The sequence below is a fragment of the Dyadobacter sp. 22481 genome (assembly GCF_052044875.1).
In the GTDB taxonomy this organism is placed as follows: Bacteria; Bacteroidota; Bacteroidia; order Cytophagales; family Spirosomataceae; genus Dyadobacter; species Dyadobacter endophyticus.
In genome coordinates this window covers 2,224,925-2,247,030 of the sequence record NZ_JBQENV010000001.1, presented here as the reverse complement: position 1 = coordinate 2,247,030, position 22,106 = coordinate 2,224,925, and the positions used below count along the sequence as shown (strand labels likewise).

General features: G+C 49.7%; 16 protein-coding genes. 8 read left to right on the top strand and 8 right to left on the bottom strand.

Annotated elements, in window-relative coordinates; all coding sequences use genetic code 11:
- Positions 1-179 precede the first annotated feature (179 nt).
- The 4 genes from ACTJJJ_RS08765 (at position 180) to ACTJJJ_RS08750 (ending at position 6,544) form a co-directional block, all read left to right on the top strand.
- Positions 180-3,512, top strand: a complete 3,333-nt coding sequence (locus ACTJJJ_RS08765; protein WP_426294070.1) for a SusC/RagA family TonB-linked outer membrane protein — start codon at positions 180-182, stop codon at positions 3,510-3,512.
- A gap of 12 nt (positions 3,513-3,524) precedes the next feature.
- Positions 3,525-5,066 carry a RagB/SusD family nutrient uptake outer membrane protein gene (locus ACTJJJ_RS08760; RefSeq protein ID WP_440701698.1) on the top strand — a complete coding sequence of 514 codons (1,542 nt, stop codon included), beginning with the start codon at positions 3,525-3,527 and terminating at the stop codon, positions 5,064-5,066.
- A gap of 94 nt (positions 5,067-5,160) precedes the next feature.
- Positions 5,161-5,733 carry a Crp/Fnr family transcriptional regulator gene (locus ACTJJJ_RS08755; RefSeq protein WP_188928518.1) on the top strand — a complete coding sequence of 191 codons (573 nt, stop codon included), beginning with the start codon at positions 5,161-5,163 and terminating at the stop codon, positions 5,731-5,733.
- Between the two features lie 76 nt (positions 5,734-5,809).
- Positions 5,810-6,544 carry an SDR family oxidoreductase gene (locus ACTJJJ_RS08750; RefSeq protein ID WP_426294075.1) on the top strand — a complete coding sequence of 245 codons (735 nt, stop codon included), beginning with the start codon at positions 5,810-5,812 and terminating at the stop codon, positions 6,542-6,544.
- On the opposite strand, the gene ACTJJJ_RS08745 is transcribed toward ACTJJJ_RS08750, so the two are convergent.
- The gene (locus tag ACTJJJ_RS08745) at positions 6,545-7,303 is read right to left on the bottom strand and encodes a DeoR/GlpR family DNA-binding transcription regulator (protein WP_426294077.1); all 759 of its coding nucleotides are present in this window, start codon (positions 7,301-7,303) and stop codon (positions 6,545-6,547) included. It abuts the gene before it with no gap.
- Between the two features lie 142 nt (positions 7,304-7,445).
- On the opposite strand from ACTJJJ_RS08745, the gene ACTJJJ_RS08740 reads away from it, so the two are divergent.
- A complete protein-coding gene (locus tag ACTJJJ_RS08740; protein WP_426294079.1) occupies positions 7,446-7,811 on the top strand; it encodes a DUF4406 domain-containing protein in 366 nt (121 codons plus the stop codon).
- Here ACTJJJ_RS08740 and ACTJJJ_RS08735 read toward each other — a convergent pair whose 3' ends face one another.
- Positions 7,812-9,176 carry a sensor histidine kinase gene (locus ACTJJJ_RS08735; protein WP_188928524.1) on the bottom strand — a complete coding sequence of 455 codons (1,365 nt, stop codon included), beginning with the start codon at positions 9,174-9,176 and terminating at the stop codon, positions 7,812-7,814.
- An 88-nt stretch (positions 9,177-9,264) separates the two neighbouring features.
- Positions 9,265-11,682: a TonB-dependent receptor domain-containing protein gene (locus ACTJJJ_RS08730; protein ID WP_426294083.1), complete on the bottom strand. Its 2,418-nt coding sequence runs from the start codon at positions 11,680-11,682 to the stop codon at positions 9,265-9,267.
- A 121-nt stretch (positions 11,683-11,803) separates the two neighbouring features.
- Between ACTJJJ_RS08730 and ACTJJJ_RS08725 the strand changes: the two genes are divergently transcribed.
- Positions 11,804-15,556 (top strand): two-component regulator propeller domain-containing protein, encoded by a 3,753-nt coding sequence (locus ACTJJJ_RS08725; RefSeq protein WP_426294085.1) that lies wholly within the window; start codon positions 11,804-11,806, stop codon positions 15,554-15,556.
- A 113-nt stretch (positions 15,557-15,669) separates the two neighbouring features.
- On the opposite strand, the gene ACTJJJ_RS08720 is transcribed toward ACTJJJ_RS08725, so the two are convergent.
- The 4 genes from ACTJJJ_RS08720 to ACTJJJ_RS08705 form a co-directional block, all read right to left on the bottom strand.
- Positions 15,670-15,867, bottom strand: a complete 198-nt coding sequence (locus ACTJJJ_RS08720) for a hypothetical protein (protein ID WP_188928530.1) — start codon at positions 15,865-15,867, stop codon at positions 15,670-15,672.
- A gap of 119 nt (positions 15,868-15,986) precedes the next feature.
- Positions 15,987-16,319, bottom strand: coding sequence for a bacillithiol system redox-active protein YtxJ (ytxJ, locus tag ACTJJJ_RS08715; RefSeq protein ID WP_188928532.1), 333 nt, complete (start codon positions 16,317-16,319; stop codon positions 15,987-15,989).
- A 211-nt stretch (positions 16,320-16,530) separates the two neighbouring features.
- Positions 16,531-17,457 carry a S1C family serine protease gene (locus ACTJJJ_RS08710; RefSeq protein WP_229221268.1) on the bottom strand — a complete coding sequence of 309 codons (927 nt, stop codon included), beginning with the start codon at positions 17,455-17,457 and terminating at the stop codon, positions 16,531-16,533.
- A gap of 110 nt (positions 17,458-17,567) precedes the next feature.
- A complete protein-coding gene (locus ACTJJJ_RS08705; RefSeq protein ID WP_426294088.1) occupies positions 17,568-18,524 on the bottom strand; it encodes an NADP-dependent oxidoreductase in 957 nt (318 codons plus the stop codon).
- A gap of 96 nt (positions 18,525-18,620) precedes the next feature.
- On the opposite strand from ACTJJJ_RS08705, the gene ACTJJJ_RS08700 reads away from it, so the two are divergent.
- A complete protein-coding gene (locus ACTJJJ_RS08700) occupies positions 18,621-19,487 on the top strand; it encodes an AraC family transcriptional regulator (RefSeq protein WP_188928538.1) in 867 nt (288 codons plus the stop codon).
- On the opposite strand, the gene ACTJJJ_RS08695 is transcribed toward ACTJJJ_RS08700, so the two are convergent.
- Positions 19,488-21,485: a T9SS type A sorting domain-containing protein gene (locus tag ACTJJJ_RS08695; RefSeq protein WP_426294091.1), complete on the bottom strand. Its 1,998-nt coding sequence runs from the start codon at positions 21,483-21,485 to the stop codon at positions 19,488-19,490. It lies immediately after the preceding gene.
- A gap of 231 nt (positions 21,486-21,716) precedes the next feature.
- On the opposite strand from ACTJJJ_RS08695, the gene ACTJJJ_RS08690 reads away from it, so the two are divergent.
- Positions 21,717-22,103, top strand: a complete 387-nt coding sequence (locus ACTJJJ_RS08690) for a DUF2958 domain-containing protein (protein WP_188928542.1) — start codon at positions 21,717-21,719, stop codon at positions 22,101-22,103.
- Positions 22,104-22,106 lie beyond the last annotated feature (3 nt).

Sequence of the window (22,106 nt, the reverse complement as noted above, 5' to 3'; positions counted from 1 at the left end):
GTGCGTTGGTGATCGGTTTTTTCTGGTTCTTTAAAACTTTACATTTTCATAATAAACAGGTTTGATTCGCTTAATAGGTAAAAAATACTTTTGCGCTCGATTTTTAAACACAACGCAGAAAGGTTGTAAAGCGAATCGAAATGTGTTTTCTTGTTTTTGTTAAATTTTTTAAGACTATTATGAAGAAACTGATACTACCAATTGTTCCGTTGGTCATCACAGGTATCCTGGTTTTCAGTCCGGGTAGGTGTGCAGTGGCTTCTGGTAAGGGCCGGATGATCTTTGAGATGCCAACCCGCGCATTGACCGTGACGGGTAAGGTGGTGGATGAGACCGGTCAGCCGCTGCTCGGCGTTACGGTTTTGGAAAAAGGTACTCACAAAGGTACGGTAACCGACGCTGCGGGTAGTTTTTCGCTTGAAGCCGGAGCTGGTTCTACGCTTGTGTTTTCTTTTGTTGGCTTCATCGCGCAGGAAGTGGTGGTTTCGGGCAATGCACCCCTGGCCGTTACTTTGAAAGAGAATGCGATGATGCTGAACGAGTTTGTAGCGGTGGGTTATTCGACGATGCGGAAAAGCGACCTCACCGGCGCAATTTCCAGCGTAAAGGCAAAGGAATTGAATCTCAGTACCCCGACTGTCGGACAGGCGCTGGTGGGTAAAGTGGCAGGTGTGCAGATCTCGCAGGTGAGCGGCGCGCCTTACGTGGGTACGAAGATTCGCGTGCGTGGCGTAGGATCGGTAAATGCGAGCTCGGATCCCTTGTATGTGATAGACGGCTATCCGGCTGGCAACGATGTTTTCATTAACCCTAATGATATTGAATCGATCGATATCCTCAAAGATGCCGCGTCGGCGGCCATTTACGGTTCGCGTGCTGCGGGTGGGGTCGTGCTGATTACCACCAAGAGAGGGAAAGAAGGAAAGGGCCGGTTGGAGTACGAGTATCAGTTTGGCATGCACCAGCTCAGTAAAAAAGTTGACCTTTTGAACTCCTCCGAGTTCGGTCAGCTGATGATCGATGGCCGGAATGCGAGCTATCGCGACCTGATGGTGAATGCGGGCAAAACCTGGAACGACGGGATGTATTCCGACGATAATGCCACCCGTATCAAAAATGTGGGTAATGCGGGTTCGGTAAGTATTCCGACTGATTTATACGATTTTGCGAACCAGAAGCTGATTACTCCGAAATACAATACCGACTGGCAGAACGAGCTCTACCGGAACGCGCCGGTGCACCGTCATAACATTTCGTTTTCGGGCGGGAAAAATGGCTTGCGTTATGCGATCAGCGGCGGGCAGCTCAACCAGCAGGGGATTATTCTGAGCACCGGCCAGCACCGGACGAATTTCCGGACGAACCTGGATGCGGACATTAACAAAAAGCTGAAAGTAGGCGCCAACCTCGCATTTACCTATAATACTAACCGTGAGGTGCAGGAAGGACGTTTCGACAAAGGCCCGATCCTTGGCGCATTGATTTACATGCCGATTTTCAAGGCGTACAATGAGGATGGTAGCCTTTCGAAAAACGAAGCAGCAGCATTAAGCTCGGGGTATGGGTACCAGTCCATTGAGAATCCGGTCGCATTGGCAACCGAAACGCATATCAATCGCAAAGGCCAGCGTGGGACGTTTAATGGTTTTGCTACCTATGAGATCATTCCAGACCTGACTTTTAAGGTTAACCTCGGTTTACAGACCTACAACGAGAAATACGAATTTTATGCGCCAACCAGTCTGAGCAGCGGCGCGAACCCGCCGGGATCACCACAAGCCATTGCGGCGGCAAATGCCGTGTCGACAATGACGACCCAAATGGACAAGCTGGCAGAGTTTACATTGAACTACAAAAAACAAATCGGCAAGCATAGCATTGATGGTTTAGTGGGGTATACCGCGCAGGAAAACAACCGCGACATTGTTTCGGTAACTGCTCGCGGGTTTTCCAACGACCGCATCGAGGAAATTACCGGAAAAGGTGCCGATGCGACGCTTTTCTCTCTTAACACAGGAACTGACCAGACCGGCAAAGTGAACTGGACATTGCTTTCGTACCTGGCACGCGCTGCCTATAACTACGATGGCAAGTATTACCTGACGGCTACATTCCGTACCGATGGTTCGTCGCGTTTCGGCCCGAATAACCGCTGGGGTAACTTCCCGTCGGTATCTGCCGGATGGAATATCTCCAACGAGCAGTTCTATAAAGATGCGTTAGGCAACAACTCGACTTTGAAACTGCGTGCAAGCTGGGGGTTGAGCGGTAACAACAATATCGGTAACTATAACTTCCTGCAGACCATGGCTGCGCCGGGTGGGGTAGTGTATGGAAACGGAACCGTGAATACCGCCCTATGGGCAACAGGCATCAAGGACCTGAACCTGGGCTGGGAGTCGACCTCGCAGTATAATTTTGGTGCCGACCTGGGCCTTTTTAACGACCGTTTGTCGATCATGGCGAACTATTATATCAGCCGCTCGTACAACCTGTTGTTCAATCAGCCATTGTCGGCAATTTCCGGTGCTTCTACGATTTTGACCAACCTCAGAAACTCGAAAGTGCAGAACAAGGGTATCGACCTTCAAGTGGATGCCCGGGTGATCTCGACCCACGATTTTGACCTGAATGTAAGTGGTAATGTTTCGGTAAACCGCAATAAAGTACTCGATATGGGCGGCGCCAGCACGATCATTACCAACGGTGCCGAGCGCTCTTACCTGACCCACATTACACAGGAAGGCCAGCCGATCGGTATGTTTTATGGTTTTAAAGTGAAAGGAATGGTTCGGGAGTCGGATATGGAGAATATTGCCGCAGATAATGCGGTCTATAATTCGTCGACGCAGTCGTATCCGGCTGGTTATCAGCTTAAAGGTCTTGCCCGCTCATCGGCTTCTACCAATCCGCTTCGCCCGGGAGACCTGTATTTCGAAGACGTGAATAACGACGGTGTGGTAAACGATGCAGACAAACGTGTGATCGGCTCGCCGCATGCCAAATTCACCTATGGCTTTGCGATCACTGCCAGCTACAAGAACTTCGATTTCAGCTCTTCTTTCAACGGGACCTATGGGAATAAGGTGCTCGATGGTCAGGATTATTACCTCTATAACATGGAAGGATCGGGTAACCAGTATGCGAAGGTGGCAAACCGCTACCGCTCCGAATCTCAACCGGGTGACGGCCATGTGTACCGCGCCTCACGTGGGGGAACGCAAAGCAACAGCACGCGTCTGTCAACCTTCTATTTGCAGGACGGTTCATTCCTGAGATGTACCAACCTGACATTAGGCTACAACATGAGCAGCATCGGCAGCCTGACCAACAACGCCATCAGCGCGTTGCGCGTGTACGTGGGTGTAGACAATGCTTTCACTTTGACCAAGTACCTGGGTTACAACCCGGAGGTAGATTATAACAACGGGGCTAACCTGACGCCGGGTGTCGACTACGGAAAATACCCGCTCGTGCGTGCCTACAACATCGGTGCCCGTATCACATTTTAAGCAGCAGAAGAGATGATCAAGCGTAAATACATTTTCAATACATTATTTTCTGCATTCGGGCTGGTAGTGCTGGCGGGTTGTTCAAACGACTTTTTGGACCAGGAAAATCCCAATGCGGTGTCGGCGCCCACTTTTTACAGGTCGCCCGACGACGTGGCACTGGCCGTGAACGGTATCTACAACTCGCTCCGCGATGGTAACGGCATCGGCGAGAATAGCGGTTTGTTCAGTGAGGAGCGTTCCGACAATACCGGCAGAAACGATAACCAGTCGAATGCCGGTGAACCGTTCCAGTTCAATGATTTTTCGCTTTTGCCGAGTAATACCTACCTGAAATCGCACTGGCTGACACTGTTCCAAATGGTGACGCGCTGCAACCAGGTGCTGGCGGGAATTGAGCGCGTAACTTTTGCAGACAACAATCTGAAAGAGCAATACAAAGCCGAAGCGAAATTCATCCGCGCATTGACCTACTTCCATCTCGTGCGCAAATGGGGCGACGTGCCTCTGGTAACCAGGGAGCTGCTCAGCACCGAGGAAGTAACTGCGGCGACCTTCCGCGAAAAGCAGGATGTGGTATACAACCAGATCGTGCAGGACCTGAAAGATGCGGTAGCTTCGACCCTGCCGGATAAGCAGACTGCCAATACCAAAGGTAAGGTGACCAAAAATGCCGCCAATGCATTGCTGGGCCAGGTATACCTGACCATGGCGACCACATTGGATGCCGCGAACCGCGCTGTAAACCTGAACGAGGCTAAAAAATACCTGACGGCTTCGTACAACCTGCGCTCTTTCGGGGAGTTGAAGGAAGTGCCGTATGCAGACGTTTTTGATGTGGCTAAAAAATCGACGAATGCGGAGATCATTTTCCAGGTTGTGAACAAGCAGGGTGATATCAACTTCTCATCTTCTATCGCCCGTAATAACCAGGCGAAAGGCGAGACGATTAATTCATTGTTCGCATCGTCAGGCTCGGGCGGTAATGTCACGCCGGACCTTGTGCAGGACTATGAAGAAGGCGATATCAGAAAGGAATTTTCGATCAAATATGCCAATGACCCGATTGTGAAGGACTATTTTATCACCAAATACCGCGACGCCAGTTCGGCAGCGACTACCAACGGCTACGGCGGCAATGACTGGATACTGATCCGCTATGCCGACGTGCTCTTGATGCTCGCCGAAGTAAATATGCAACTGGGCGACGACCCCGCCGCCATCGCCTTTCTCGACCAGGTCCGCGAGCGTGCAGGCTTACCGAAATATGCAGCTGCCAAAGCGAGCGCGGATTATGCTGCCAAATATCCGACTTTGAAACTCGCTATCCTTCATGAACGACGTGTAGAGCTAGCGTTTGAAAATCACCGCTGGTTCGACCTGCTGCGTTACTTTACGACCGACGAACTTGTGGCTTATGTCAAAAGCAAAAAACAGGAGAATTTCGGTATAGCCAAACTCAGCAACTTTGGTAAAAAGGACCGTTACTATCCGATTCCGTTTGATGAAACCAAACTGAACCCGGAGAAAATGTACCAGAACGAAGGCTACTAAAACCTAAACCGGCTATTGCTAACCCTGCGCTTCCCAAGCGCAGGGTTTTGTTTTGGAGCATAGTATATTTGAATTGATATTCTAAAAAAGTATTATGCCTCAAAGACTAATTTCGATCCTGCAACTCACCAAAGCTATCCCGTCCGCAGATCAGGAAATGATTCTGAATGCCTTTACAATGCGGGAGTTCCGGGAGGGTGATGTGCTATTCAAGGGTGGGAAGATTTGCCAGGAAATGTTTTTTGTGCTGAATGGCGTTTTGCGCATCATGGTCACCAATGAGAAAGGCAACGAGGTAACGCATTACTTTTTAAAAGAAAACCAGTTCTGCACGATCCTGAACAGCTTCAATAACAATGTGACGGCGCACGAAAGCATTTGCGCGGCCTGTCACGTGCAGGTGCTGAGCATTTCCAAGACCGAATTGTGGACGCTTTACTCCCGCGTGCCCTATCTGAAGGCGTTGATCGACACGATTACCAACCAAACATTGCTGGAAAAGATCCAGATCCGGAACGCCTATCTTGGTCAGGATTCGGCCACCCGGTATCACCAATTTCTGATCAGGCAGACGGATATTGCTACCCGCGTCCCGCTTTCAGATGTCGCCTCCTATCTTGGCATTACGCCGCAATCGCTCAGTCGCATCCGGAGAAACCTGCGCTGAAAACCGTTTTTACCATTTGTTAAGTGCTTTGGCTGTCCGGCGGGGGAGATTTGTGCTGTCAAAACAATCAGAACAAATGGAAACTTTAGATTTCTCTCTAAAAGGTAAAAAAGTAGTGATACTGGGCGGCAGTTCGGGACTAGGGCTGGCCACCGCAAAAGCCGCAGCCGCAGAAGAGGCAAACGTGGTCGTGGTATCGAGCAATGCGGCGCGGGTGCAGCGTGCGGTGTCGGAATTATCTGGCAGCTGTTGCGGGATGCTGGCCGATCTTTCGGATGAGACCTCGGTAATGCGGCTTTTCGAGGAAATAGGGGCGTTAGATCACCTCGTTTTTACGGCGGGTGAAAGCCTTCTGTTGAGTGAAATTGCTAAAACAGAGCTGGTTACGGCCCGTTCGTTTTTCGATCTCCGTTACTGGGGTGCATTCATGGCGGTCAAATATGCGGCGCCGCGGATGAATGCGGGCGGTTCGATTGCGCTTACGGGCGGGATTGTGAGTGCGCGTCCGAGCGTGGGATGGTCCATAGGTGCGAGCATATGTGCGGCCATGGATGGCTTTACACGTGCCATGGCGGTGGAGCTGGCCCCGTTGCGTGTAAACCTTGTCTCGCCCGGCGTGGTCCGTACCAACTTGTGGTCGTCGATGGCAGAGACGGAGCGCGATGCCTTCTATGATCAGGTCGCGGCTGCATTGCCCGTAGGTTATGTGGGCGAGGCGGAGCATATCGCACAAACCTATATGTACTTGATGAAGCAACCCTTCGTTACAGGCCAGATCCTGGTTACCGACGGCGGCGCGGCATTGGCCTGATCAACCGGCGATTTCCACATTCAAGCCGCTTTGTTGCAAAGCTGTGGTCTTGGAAGCGCTGGCGCTGGAATCGGTGATGAGGGTATCGATAGCCGAAAACTCGGCAAATTTCACATAGCTATCCTTGCCGATCTTGGAAGCGTCGCACAGCAGTATTACCTGGCTCGCATTGCGGATAAATGCCGTGGTAATGGTCGATTCGTGCTCGCTATGCGCAGTAAGGCCGTTTTCTGCCGAAATACCATCTACGCCGATAAAGGCTTTATGGGCATGATAGCCATTGATGTGCTGGACTGCCTTGTCGCCATGCACCGCCTTTCGGGCCTTGTTCAGCTCTCCGCCGATGAGGTTGATCTGGATGGAAGGGACATCGATCAGCTCGGCCAGGATAGGCAGCGAATTGGTAATGACGCGAATGCTTTTCTTTTTCAAAAACCGACACATCTGAAATACCGTGCTGCCGCAATCCAGAAAGATAATATCGCCGTCTTGAACATGGGAGGCCGCTTTTTCGGCAATCTGCTCCTTGGTTGGGCTGTTGATGCCCGATTTCTCCGAAAACCCGGTCAATACCGGGTTTTCCATTTTCATGGCGCCCCCATGCGTGCGTATGAGCAACCCTTCTTCGGCAATATCGCCCAGGTCGCGGCGGATTGTTGCCGGCGACGATTCTAGTATTTCGGCCAGTTCGAACACGCTCAGGCTCTCGACTTCGTCGAGTGCGGCGAGAATTTTTTTCTTTCGTTCTTGAAAGTTCATCCTAATTATTTATTTTTGATCAAAAATAATCAAAATTGATTAAAAATAATCAATTCTATTAGCCTTGAATGGCCCTGATGCTTGCCAAAAGTAGCATATGATCATTTTTAATAAAAACTTTTCATTTAAATCACGATTAGCCATGAATGGATTGATGATCCTGGTCGCCGGCCCTTACCGGTCGGGTACCAATGACGACCCTTTATTAATGCGTAAAAACCTCGATAAGCTCGAATCGGTCACCTTGCAGCTCTTCCGGGCCGGGCATTTGCCGGTGATCGGGGAATGGGTGGCGTTGCCGCTGTTGAAACTGGCAGGCTCGAAAGTGCCAGGGGATGCCCCCTATGAGGAGATCCTGTATCCGGTGGCGAGTCGGATGTTGCAGAAATGCGATGCGATCCTCAGGCTGGAAGGAGAATCAAAAGGGGCCGATGAAGACGTCAGGATCGGCCGCGAGCGTGGGTTGCAGATTTACTTCAATATTGCCGAAGTGCCCGGTTGTGCTTGATCAGCGCAAATTGGCCTGGGGTACTGTGTTTTTTTCGAACATTGGTACCAGAATGTAGAAGCAGGTACCTTCTCCGGGCGTGCTTTCCAGCCAGATCTTGCCGTTCTGGGCCTTGATGAATTCCATGCAGATCATCAGGCCCAGGCCAACCCCTTTCTCGTTGTTGGTCCCGAAAGTGGATTCGACGTTGAGAGAAAAAATCGACTGCTGTTTTTCTTCCGACATTCCAATTCCGTCGTCCTGTATGGAAATCAGGCAATTGCTGCCACGGCCTTCCGTCTTCACGACAATATGCCCGCCTATGCCGGTGAATTTGATCGCATTACCAACGATGTTCCGCAGGATCAGCTGCATCATGTCACTATCGGCGTAAATACCCGCTGAAGGGTCGAAATAGTAGTCCAGGCTGATGTTCTTGCGGGCTGCGATGTCGCGTTCGAGATTCAGGGTCGGTTCGAAAAGCGTTTGGACATCGAGGTATTCCATATTCACCGAGACGCCGTGCAGTTGCGATTTAGACCAGTCGAGCAGCTTGGATAGCATTGCCATCGTGTTCTTGGTCGAATTGAGAAGGTCATTTTCGATATCGAGCTTTTGTTCTTCATCGAGCTCGTGCTGTGTGAGAAGTTCGAGGAAATTCTGAATACTGGCCAGCGGTGAGCGGAGGTCGTGCGCCACAATGGACATCAGCTTGTTTTTCTCCGCGTTCAATTTTTCGAGCTCTTCGTTTTGCTTGACGATCTGGGAATTTTGCAGCTCTATCGCCTTTGATTTTTCGCGCGCCGATATTTTTTCACTTTCATAACTTCCCCGGATATAATCGATGCAGAAATAGGTGATCGCGGCAACCACCGCGTAGGCCGACATATGGTCGACAAAGCGGTTGGAGCGCGTGGTATAGGTGTCCGGAACCAGGTGAGGATAGTAAAATTCGACGAGATTGAGAATGATCAGAATCGTGACGTTGATAGGAATCCACACTTTGTATTGCTCGGCAGGGGAGATCGCAATGCTGAGCAGCAGGAAAAGCAGAAAAAACAGGTCGGTAGGCCCGCGAAGACCCGAATTCAGGAAATAATTAACGATAAACAACGTGAGTCCGACAATATTGGCCAGTAAAGTACTGATACTGACCATATTTTTAAATCGTGACGCATAGTACAAGGCTACTGTGATCAACATCACGATAAGACTGGCCAATGCTATTTTGGGCAGTCCTATCGCATAGTTGAAAGGTACATTATAGGTTAGTGCAAAAGTCGATATCAGGCATACCGAATGGAATATCCGTGCATTCAGGGGGAAGACCGACGGATCACCGGATAAATTAATCCATGTTCGATAGATTGAATCTTTGAGAGGCAAGACGTTTAGGGTTTCGTTCCTGCAAATATAACGTACGTGATTCCATTAAACATAAGTAGAATTAATATTAATTGGCCTGTGGATATCCCTATCCTTTGATACGGTTCAACTCATCTTCCGACCCTGACCTCCGGCTACGTGCCGCTTTGATCTCTTTGCTTCCGAAGCGGTAATTGAAGTTGATACGCAGCATTTGACCTTCGAAGCGGAACCGCAGGCGTGTTTCAATTCCCGCGTATGAGGAAGTGTAGCCGCCCCTAGCGGTATGGAAAACGTCGCTGAACGTGGCTTTCAGGCTTGCATTGTCCTTCCAGAATTTTTTCTGGACACCCACATCCACCATACCCATTTGCCAGTTGTAGTCGATCCGGCGATAGGGCGAATTGTACCAGCCCGAGAGCTCGATTGTCCAGCTGTTTTTAAGCTTGAAGGTGTTCTGCCCGTTGAGATTGAATGCGGTCGTCCGGTTGTTGACAACGATGCCGTTGTCGAGCGCCGCTTTCCAGAGATTGTGGTATCCGCTGATATTGAAGTTTAATTCCCACCATTTGGTGATCGGGGTGGTAAGGCTCACGTCGAGGCTGAAACCCTGCGAATAATCGAGGTTTTCAGTGATAAAGTAGGTGCGGCTGCTGTCGTAGGGAATACGGAGGCCCACTACCGGAAACCTGGTGCGCCGGTAGCCAAAAGAGGTCGTGAGTATGCCCTTGTACACATGCGAAAGTTTAAAACTATTGGCATATTCGGGTTTCAGGAAAGGATTCCCTTTGGAATACACCAGCTCGTCGACGCGGTATTCGAACGGGTTCAGGTTCTGATAGCTCGGGCGGTTGATACGACGGCTGTAATTGAGGTTCCAGGTGTGATTTTTAGAGGCACGGAATGAAATGGCGCCACTTGGGAAGAAGCTCAGATAGGTCGTGTCGACTTTGTTGAGGTCGTTATGCTTGTAGCTGGTCAGGTCACCCAGCGATTTGGTATGTTCGGCACGTAGCCCGGCTTGCAGATCCCATTTTTTACCGAGCGAAACATTGTAATTGATATAAGCCGCATACACGCGTTCGAGGTACTTGAAACGGTTGCTCCGGTTGGTATCGATCACCTCTACATTTTGCAAAACATTGTAAAAATTAAATGTATTGTCGGATTTTACGTCGGAAAGTTTGATGCCATAGCCGAGCTTCCCTTTTTTGAACGGCTGTTCATAATCGACTTTAAATGACTTAATGGTAATATCCACGGGCGTTTTCGAGACATAATTTCGCTCGATCGGCTCGTCGCTGCTCGTCTGGAAATGGTATTTATTGGGTTGGTAGCTGATCCCGCGCGAAGAAAACCGGCCATAATCGGCGTCGATATTCAGCTCGTGGCCCGTGGTGTCGGCATAACGGTAGTTGACATTTAGGTTCAGGTTCTTGTTTTTCTCCGGGTTCGATGTCCGCGACGACAGGATGAGCGAGTCGGCAGTCAGGTTATTGCGTTTGCTGATAAACGTCTCACTTTCCCCGCCGCCATTGTGGTTGCTGATACGGCCGTTCGCGCTGAAACCAAGAGTGTTTTTAGAATTGATGAAATAATCGGCCCCGATTTTGGCGCTGTGCGTGGTATCGCGCCAGATGCCCTGCCATAGTTTGTTGTAGGCCACTTTGTTAAGGATCTGGTCGTCATAGGTGGTATTATGCCACGCACCCTGGTTGAAACCGTAATTCCCAAAGATATTCAGCTTCTTATCGCGGTGGTTCAGGTTCACCGAGGCGTTGTATTTTGGGGTTATACCAAACATGCCTCCGAGGCTGATATTACCATTGGTGCCCAGCTTGGCATTCTTTTTCAAACGGATATTGATGATACCCAGGTCGCCTGCCGCGTCGAATTTGGCGGATGGATTGGTGATAATCTCAATAGCCTCGATGTCTGCAGAATTCATGCTTTTTAAGGTGGATGCAAGATCTTTTCCCGCCAGGGGCGAAGGGCGGCCGTCGATATAGATCCGGACACCTGTTTTGCCCCGCACCAGAATGTTTTCGTCCCTGTCGACCTGTACGCCCGGTGAGCGTTGCAAGAGATCGAGGGCATTGGAGCCGGTGGCGTTGATGCTCGCTTCCACATTGAAAATCATCCGATCGTTCTTGACCTCGATGAGGGGCTTTGAGCCGGATACTTTCACCTCATTCAGCTGCTTCGCTTCGGCTAACATCGAAATCGTAGGCAGCGTCACATCCCGGCCGGCTACGTCGAACACGGCAGAAGAATACATTTGCTGGCCTACCGCCGAAACACGGACGAAATACCTGCCGTCGGGGATGCCGCCAATTTTGAATGTGCCGTGCTCGTCGGCAACGTCGGCTTTGACCAGGGTGGAGTCTTTGGACTGATTGATGGAAACTGCGGCGAATCCGACAGCTTCATTTTGCTGGGTTTTTACAAGGCCGCTTACCGCGGATGTCTGTGCAAAGCTGGCGAAGGAAAGTCCATGAATTAGCAGGCTGAGTAATGTTTTTTTCATAAATGGCTAATATTCGTATAGCGTAAGGAGCAAGAATTAGTTGGAATGTTGCATTAGGACATAATTTTTCTACTTTTAAACTGATAATTGACGTTCCTCTATCCAGAATGAAAGAAGTGCCATGAAAGCGATCTTTTATAAGGTAGTGTTGCTATGCATCCTATGCCTTCAGAATGTTGTCGCACAGGAGTTTACACCACGGTTCAGGAGGCTCACCACCGAACAGGGGCTATCGCAAAGCCATGTGAGTGCGATCCTGAAAGGAAGCAGGGGCTTCATGTGGTTCGCTACGGAAGATGGCCTCAACCGGTTTGATGGCTATAAATACACCCACTATAAACACGATCCGGCGAACCCGGCTTCCATTCATGACAGTTTTGTATTGTCGCTCCTTGAGGACGAAACAAGTCAGATGTGGGTAGGAACCTCCACGGGCCTCGATCGGTACGATCGGAACACCGATAGCTTCGTGCATTATCCGCATCCGCGACGCAGCCTTGCGATCAATACCATTTTTCGGGATAGCCATAACCGCCTGTGGTTGGGTACCGATCAGGGCCTTTACCTGTTCGACCGTAGCCGCGCCACCTACCAGCTTTACAGGTACGCGGGCACTGATGGAAGTGCCGGAAGCCAGTTTGTTACGAGCATTGCCGAAGGAAAGGATTATATGCTTTGGGTTGGCACGGAGAAAGGTTTGTTTAAACTCGATGTCAGATCGGGCAGTCTTACGGCTTATGAGCATGGCGCCCGCACAAGCGACGGGCTGCAATCGGATTGGATCAAGGTGCTACATCACAGCCCGAAGGGAAATCTCTGGGTAGGGACGCACGGCGGGGGGATTTCGGTGCTCGATCAGTCGGGCAAAATTGTCCGGCATTTTGCTCACGATCCGGCAAACCCATGGAGCCTGGCGCACAACGATATTCTTTCGATGGCCGGAGACGGCTCAGGAAAGCTCTGGATCGGTACCGAGAATGGGGGCATTAGCATTTATGATCCGTCGATGGACCGTTTTGCCTCAGTGCGAAATAACCCCGATGATCGCTACTCTCTCAGCAACAACTCCGTCTACACGATTTACCACGATAATGCAGAGAACATGTGGATCGGGACCTATGCAGGTGGCGTATCATTTTTACCCAAGTTCGGTCCCAAATTCGATTCTTACCGACAGAAAATAAATAATCCTAACAGTCTGAGTAACAATACGGTATTGGCTATCTGTGGGGATAGCACGAGCGACGATATCTGGATAGGTACTGACGGCGGCGGGCTGAACCGGTTCAATCGCAAGACCAAGAATTTTACTTTCTACCGGCATCGGGAGGGCGATTCCCGTTCGATTTCCAATGATTATGTGATCTCGGTGATCTGGGTTGCACGGGATGTGCTAGGCCTGGGTTTTCACAATGGAGGGTTTGATTTTTTCAATGTAAAAACCGGCGAGGTCGAGCATCATATTTCGGAAGAAAATAACCCTAACAGCCTTTCGATTTCGGACGTTAACAATATGACCCGGGACCGGGATGGCAACCTATGGATTGGCACGTGGAAGGGCGGACTCAACTTTTTCAATGTCAAAACGAAGGAGTATACGCATTACCGCCACAGTCCCGACGATCCGACAAGTATTAGCGGCGATATCGTAGCGACCATTTTTCAGGATAAAAAAGGAAATATCTGGGTAGGAACGTTCAACGGCCTCGACCTGCTTTCCCCCGACCGCAGGGGTTTCAAACATTTTCGCAACGACCCGAAAGATCCGTCTAGTATTTCTCACAACAAGGTACAATCCATCCTGGAAGCGGAGAACGGCGATCTTTGGATAGGAACGGTGGGCGGTGGGCTTTGCTATTTCGATCAGAAAAAACGGGCATTCAGGTCGTTCAGCGAAAAGGACGGGCTGGCAAGTAATGTAGTATTTGCCATTCAACGGGACAGTAAGGGTAATTTGTGGCTTAGTACGAATAAAGGTATCTCCAAATTCAATCCTCACACCGGCGTGTTCCGGAATTTCGGGGTTTACGATGGTCTTCCCGGTAACGAGTTTCGTGACAATTCCCGTTTCCAGACCGCCGACGGGCAAATGTATTTCGGGGGTATCAACGGTTTCGCCAGTTTTTACCCAGACAACCTGCGGTACAATGACTACGTTCCGCCTGTTTACATTACCGACTTCCTGATCTTTAACCACCATGTCGTCACCGGTGCCGACGACCATATTCTTAGCAAGCAGATCAGCGAGGAGAAAACCATTACCATCCATCATGACCAGTCGGTGATCACCTTTGAGTTCGCGGCATTGAGCTACACCATGGCTGAAAAGAACCAGTATGCCTATATGCTGGAAGGTTTCGACACGCGTTGGAACTATATCGGAAACAAGCGCACGGCTACCTACACCAACCTTGATCCCGGTACTTATACATTCAAAGTTAAGGGTTCCAACAACGATGGTTTGTGGAATGAAACGGGTGTTGCCGTTGAATTGATCATCACGCCACCTTTCTGGCTGACGTGGTGGTTCCGTTTGGTGAGCGTCATATTGGTTGTGGCATTGATCATTGCATTATACCAGATCAGGACTTACAGGATTCGCAAGCAAAAGTGGGCATTGGAGCAGCAGATCCAGGAAAGGACAAGGCAGCTCGAACGGGCGATAGATGAACAGCAAATGGCCGTGGAAAGGGCGGAATTGGCAAATCGGGCTAAAAGCGCCTTCCTGGCCACGATGAGCCACGAGATCCGGACGCCAATGAATGGGGTGATCGGCCTGGCGTCTCTGTTGGCGGAAACGGAACTTACTGAGGAACAGCGCAATTTTACCAAATCGATTCAGACTTCCGGAAAGGATTTGCTGAACGTGATCAACGATATTCTTGATATTTCCAAAATAGAATCCGGGAATATGGAGCTCGAAGAAAAGGAGTTCGGCTTGAAGAGCTGTATTGGTGAAGTGATGGACCTTTTCAGTGCGAAAACAGCTACCAAACCATTGAACCTTACTTTGAAGATCGACGACAATGTGCCCTCGTATATCGTCGGGGACCGGCTGAGGCTCGGGCAGATTGTGACCAATCTGGTAGGTAATGCGGTGAAATTCACGCCCCGGGGTGAGGTGCGCGTGCATGTGTATGTGATCGGCCAGGAGGGTAGGGATGCCAAGCTTGGATTCGAAGTGAGCGATACGGGTATCGGCATTGCAGGGGACAAGCTCGACAAACTTTTTAAACCTTTTTCACAGGTTGATTCGTCGACAACCAGGCAATACGGCGGCACAGGCCTCGGATTGGTGATCTGCGAAAAATTGACTGCGCTCATGGGCGGGGCGATCGAGGTAAAAAGCGAGCCGGGCAAGGGAAGTACTTTTCGGTTTAGTATTGTCGCGAAGGTCGCTCCGGATATGCACGAACCGAAAACCACTACCCAGAACCATGACGACTCACAAAAAAAACTGCATTCGGATTTTGCCGACCGGTATCCGATGACGATCCTTGTCGCAGAGGATAACAAGGTGAATCAGATCGTGATCATGAATACCCTCAGTAAGCTCGGTTACCACGCCGACTTGGCGCAAAATGGTCTGGAAGTGCTTGAACAGGTACAAAAAATCGATTATGACGTGATTCTGATGGATATGCAAATGCCGCAAATGGACGGGCTGGAAGCTACCCGGCGGATCAGGACGGATAATACCGCACATCCTTTTATCATCGCCATGACGGCCAATGCATTGCAGCAGGACAGGGAGAAATGTTTTGAGGCCGGGATGGACGATTATCTCAGCAAACCGGTGATCCTCGACGATCTGGTGGTGCTGCTCCAAAAATGGGCTACCCGCCTTGAGACCCGCGCTTCGGGCGATATTTAACAATCTTCCGATAGGCCCCAGCGAGCCATAACCAGGGCATGAAACAAAAAGAGCAGCTTTGGGGGCTGCTCTTTTGCGTTCGTTTATGATGAAGTGTTAATAAAGCTTTGGTTTCAATTTGTAATTTTATGATGTCCTAAAAAATCCGTTCCAATCACTCCCGGCCCCGGTTCTTTTCCCGCTTCGGCACGTCTGACAAAGGCAACGGCATCATCCGCAAGCAACTCCTTGAGGTGCTTACCACCGAAGCTATCGTAGTACCAAATCCATACCATTTTTTCGGAGATGATCGAGTAATGCAGGCTCGTCATAGTTTCTGTTTGTTGATGATGCAAATATATGGAATATATCCATTTGAATGGATATATTCCATAAGATATTTTTTAAATCGATTTTAATGTCGCCGTAAGGCACAATAACCGTCTGTAAATCAATTCAGGGAAGCCAGCGAGTTGCGTAGGGAAACATCCTCATGCGACGCATCGTAAATGCATGATCCGTTCTTTACGACTAAAATCTGGGGAGATTCGTGCTCGATGCCGAAGCTGTCCGCAATGGCCATAGATTCTTTCCGGTTCTGGATCACGTCCACGATGTAAATAGGAATCTCAATGTCCGAAGCGGCGTTCACTTCGGATTTAAGTTGACGGTAAGCCATCAGGCTGGTCGCGCAACGGGGGCTGTGTTTATAGATAATGGAGTAATCGGCCGATTGATAAATGCTATCTACTTCTTGTTCACTACTAATGGTAATCCAGTTCATAACCTGTCAGAAATTTCGTCAAACTATTTGCAACAGGTTACACAACACACAAAGTGTGGCTTTTCATTCCATTAAAATCGAAAAAGGCTCCTTGCTTAGTCACGACGGATAAATATCCATTCGAAAAACCTGGATTTGGAGATAATCTGCAAAATGGAAAAGGTGCTTCAAATCAAATTGATTGAAACACCTTATGCTCATTTGCGTGAGGCTAGGCCTTCTTCTCCACCGGAACAATAATAAAATTGAGTAGTTCGGTGTGGCGGACAACCGAAATGCCTGTAATGCTTAAAATGTCGCGGTTGGTGAGCGCTTTGAACAATTCATTGGAATTACTTACCGGCTTTCCGTTGAAAGAGACGATAATGTCGCCCTCCAAAAGTTGCGAGCGCGATGCAGGTGTGTCCGGCTCGATGTGCGTGATGAAAATTCCCTGGTGGTTGGGGAGTTTGTGATGCTGCCGAACCCGCTCGTTGATCGGAACATCCTGTAACTGCAAGCCCAGGTAGGCTTTGAATACCCTGCCGTCGCGAATAAGTTGCCGTGCGATCTCTTTTGCGGTATTGATATCCACCGAAAAGCTAAGCCCCTGAGCCCCTTGAATCACGGCAGTGTTCACACCGATCACTTCTCCATCAGTATTGATCATCGGGCCGCCGGAATTGCCCGGGTTCAGCGCCGCGTCTGACTGGATTACATTATCGACAAATCGGCCCGATTGCGTTTGCAAGGTCCGTCCTAGCGCACTTACTACGCCGGTGGTAACCGTGTGCTGGTAGCCATAGGGATTTCCGATCGCAATCACGAACTGTCCGATCTGCAATGCACCCGAGTCGCCGAGTCTGGCGACGGAATAGCCTTGTGTGTAAATTTTCAGGATCGCCAGGTCGGTATCCGGGTCTTTCCCCACAAGCGTCGCCTCGATCTCGTTCTCATTCAGCAGGCTCACCATGATTTTCTCCGCACCGTCGACCACATGGCTGTTGGTGAAGATAAGCCCGTCTGAGGAAAAGATAAACCCCGATCCGGACCCTGCCGGACGGATTTTTCCATTGATTGTTTTAAATGTATCGATTTTTACAACCGCATTTTTAATCTGATCAACCGCGCCGATGATCATGCTTGAAAAGGTGTCCATAGCTGCTGGGTATTGTTTTGCAATGCTCATTCAAAAAGCTAACCAACGGACCATGAATGCCAAAGTGGCGCGCCGCGGATGTGCAACACGCCAAAAGGGCATAGGTTAGATCAGGGCAGAGTTACTACAATTTTTCCAAGCGTTTTCCCGATCTCTATTGCGTTGTGTGCCTGAGCTATCTCCTCAAAAGGATAGCTCGCAGACACGTGCGACCGCACTTCCCCGGATTTGAGCAGCGCGGCGAGTTGTTGCATATGTTCACCATTCGAAGTAACATTCAACGTATGCGCATATAGCTTCTTTTCCTGCACTTTGCCGGCCAGTTTTTCATCGGTAAATGGCACGAGGAGCGCTATGATCCGCCCGCCTTCCCTCACAGCTTCCAACGACCGGAATATGTGGTCGCCAAAGAGGGAGTCGATTACGACATCGGCGTCGTTAACGATCGTTTCGAATTGCTCGGATGCGTGGTCGATGAAACGATCTGCCCCGAGACCAAGAATGAAGTCTCTTTTGGAGGCGGAGCCGGTACCGATGACGTAGGCGCCCAAATGCTTCGCAATCTGGACTGCATAATGCCCCACCCCCCCGCCGGCGCCGTGGATCAATACTTTTTCTCCGGCCTTTACTTTTCCATAGGTAACCAGCGCCTGCCAGGCGGTCAATGCGGCCAGGGTAGCTGCGGCGGCTTCTTCGTGCGAGACGTTCTCTGGCTTTAATGCGAGCTGATCTGCCGGAGCGGCTACATATTCGGCGTAGGCTTTACCGTGCCCCCGAAAGTTGACCATACCAAAGACCTCATCGCCCGGTTTCCATAGAGTGACTTGCCTGCCAACTGCCTCGACCACGCCTGAAATGTCCCAACCAATAATGACTGTTTCGCCGGGTTGAGGCTTGATGAACATTTCCAGGGCAAATTGATGGTTCCTAACAAAGGCATCGACCGGGTTGATGCCTATCGCTTTCACGCGGACAAGTACTTCATTTTCATTGATTTTCGGCGTGGGGATTTGGGTTAATATCAGGTTTTCTGTCCCTCCGTTGTTAGCTAAGGTGATGGCTCTCATAATTTGCAATGGTTTTGGTTTGATGGCTGCAAATTTCAAACGCCAGGTGTATTTTCAGGTTGTAAAATTTTGGGTTAAATCGGTACCTTTGCCGGTATGCGCATACATCATATCCACGAGCCTTTCGATGTTCTACTGGTAACAGTCGACGAATGCCCTATCAAGGAGCATAAGAATACCTTTATCGAGTTGGTGTACATGTTCGACGGGACAGGGACTTATCATATCAACCAGAACCAGTTCAGGTATGGTAAGGAGAACCTGTTTCTGGCAATGCCTATGGATTTGCATTATACTAAGGTGACGGAGACGACAGCATTTATGTTTATCCGCTTCAATAATATCTATCTGAATGCGCAGAAGACCCGTGATGAGTATAGTAACTTAGGTGACTGGATTCATAAATTGGAATATATCTTCCATAACAATAATCATTTGCAAGGATGTATCCTTCGCAATCCGCATGACAAGCCGCTGGTGAGGGCATTGATGGAGGCGATCAGACAGGAATATGCCAACCGGCAAACGCTGCATAAGGAGCTCGTTCAACAGCTGCTTAATACCTTGCTGACAGTCGTTGCAAGGAATATCACCACACACATTCCGGAAAAAACCAAGCTTACTCAGAATACTTCCCTGGACATTATTCACTACATCCACCAAAATATTTACAACCCTGAAATGCTGCGTGCCGAGCGCATTGCCGCGCACTTTAATCTATCGCTCAATTACCTCAGCGAATACTTCAAAAAGCACACGCATGAAACATTGCAGCAATACATAATCAACTACAAAATTGCCTTGGTTGATATTCGGTTGAAACACAGCGATATGCGCATCAATGAAATAGCTGCCGAACTGGGTTTCACAGACGACAGCCATCTCATCAAGACTTTCAGGAAGCACCGCGGCATGAGCCCGCTTGAATACAGGCGGGAAACCTTTGCAATGACGGAGGTTTAATCATTTCGCAATTTTTAGCTCCCGGCCATCCACAGATACAACATAGAGGCCCTTGGGAAGGTTGGCAATATTCAAACGAATAAGTTTTTCTCCCGTCTGAACGCTTCGTACCAGCTTACCTGTGCTGTTAAAGATGTCAATGCGCTTCAAAGCCTGCGCCGATTCCACGGTGATCAGATCGGAGGCGGGATTAGGGAAAACGCGCACCGTTTCATTTCCTTCAACCCGGACACTCACAATGCGGGTCATATCAGACTTACCATCGCCGTCCACTTCTTTCAGGCGGTAATAGTAAATTCCCCTGGGAAGAAATTCGTCTTGATAGTGATAAAAAGAGCTATTGACGGAATTACCCATCGCATTTACACTTTTAACCGTTGTAAAAACGCGTGAATCATTGCTCCGCTGAATTTCAAAATAGGAGGCATTAACCTCGGAAGCCGTTGCCCAGTCGAGCGTGACGCGTCCATTGTTGCCCATGCGCGCGCTGAAAGATTGCCAGCTTACCGGTAACGGGGTAGAAGACACATTCAATGCAGGAGAGAAAACGGTGTTTCGATTTGGGTCGATGACTTTCAATTTATACTGACCAGCTCCGACCGTCCATTGTTGGGCCGTATTTTGTACCTGATTACAATCGCCGTTGTTGAGCCAGTTGTACTGGTAACCACCAGGTAGTCCGGGACCCGTAAATGTAATTTGCGAACTGCCCGATACGTAGGCGGCATCCACAGCTGGCGGCGGCGTAGCTGCGTAAGGGTTTGACTGGCTTAGAAAATCGGGTGTAATCTTGTCCGCCCACAGTCCAGCAAGGAAAATCAGTCCGGAATAGATTTGCCCGTCCGGTGAGGGTGTTACGCCGTCGCCGCGGAAATGCGTCTCATCATGGCGGTATTCAATGGTGTAATAGGGGTCTGTTTCGGGGCCTTGGAACACGTGTGGATAGAGCCCATCGTTATTGATCAGCTCGTTCTGTGCGTTCACTACGTTAGCAGAAACGCGCGTGGCACCGTTGACGGTAAAACGGGAAGCGCGCGCAACAACCCAGTCAAGGTTAGGCTTGCCGGTGAGATTGCGGCTGGCACTCACAACGTCCCAGAGAGCCGATAAATACCGGTTGTAGGTATTGTCACCAGGTTGTTCCATGAAATTGTCTGTTTCGCCCTGGTGCCACAAAACTGCCCTCAGGCCCAACTGCGCAATGTAGTTGTTCAAAGCAAGCCGTAAATGCCCGAACGGCAGTCCCACTGGGAACGTATAGCCAAATGGGCTGGTAGTTACCCCGTTTGGATCAATAGTCTGTTTCCAGTTATCAACGCCGGTGCTCGACCAGCCACCGTTAAATATCATCACGGGTACCCGAAGCTTTTCATAGATTTTGTCTCCAAAAGATCCCCAGCACCAGGCATAGTTACCGAAAGGTGCTGTCTTGACATTAGCATCGAGGTGAACAAACTCGGGGCAGGGCAGCTGCACGCTTAAATAGGGGGTAACCGTTGATGTGGAGGGATCGAAATTCTGAAAATTGACGCTATTGACCTGGTCGTACGCCGCGCCCGGTCCGTTGGGGTTCGAGTCGCCGCCGGTCGCGTTAGACTGCCCGGCAACTACAAATACTTCGCCTACGCCCACGCGCGACAGCGTCGTAACGGCCGAAGTACTGCCAGATGAGACACCGCGTGCTTCCAGTTGATACCAGCCGCCCTTTATATGGACAGACCCCATGAACTGGCCCGCTGAAATCTGATCATCCAAGGTAGCCCAGTTGCCGTCGGCCGGAAATGGCTCACCCTCGCCTGGTACGCGGGGTGTGAGGCGCACCTCGATCTTCTGAAAGGGTTGTGTAACGTACCCACCTATATATACGTCGGCTTCATTTGCGTTATTTCGCTGAAAAACGGCCCGCTCGGCCGGAAACGTTACTACAACCTGGGATAAGATTTTGTGTGAGCTTGATAGAATGAGCAGTAAAATGAGAAGTGGTAGATTTCCTTTCATATGTGACTTTTTAGAGAATGAGTAGAATTAATTTGGTCTTTAACTCGGTTGAAAATGGCAAAAACCACCCCTACGGTCTCACAATGAGCGTATACGTGATTTCTCAGCAAGTTGTGGAATGGTAATAGCTACGGAAAGTTAGATAAATAAGTGTTCCAAAACGCGCTGAATACAGCATACATTTATTTTATGGCGTACGGGCGCTCCGGACAAAAGCTCTAAATTTGCCGCATGTCAAAAATGATCCCGCAAAATCTGATCGAAATTATGATCCACAATGCGCAAGAGGTACAAAACCAGCTTGCGAAGGATCACGCGCCTGTTGTGAAATTATATTCCCAATATGGTAAGGCTATCTGGCTGCTCTCTGAGCTGGATGCTGTCAACAATATTGCTTTCGGCCTTTGCGACCTGGGCCAGGGTAATCCGGAACTTAGCTACGTCTCCCTTTCCGACCTGGCAAGCCTCAAACATGCCCGCCTTAAAGTGCCCATGGTTGAAACTGACCCGGCATTCGATGGGAAATATCCGATGAGCGTGTATCTGAAAGCGGCGAAGGCTGCCGGCAGGGTAGTGGAGGAGGAGGCAGTGCTGAGCCTTATAAGTCCCCTGGAATAATTT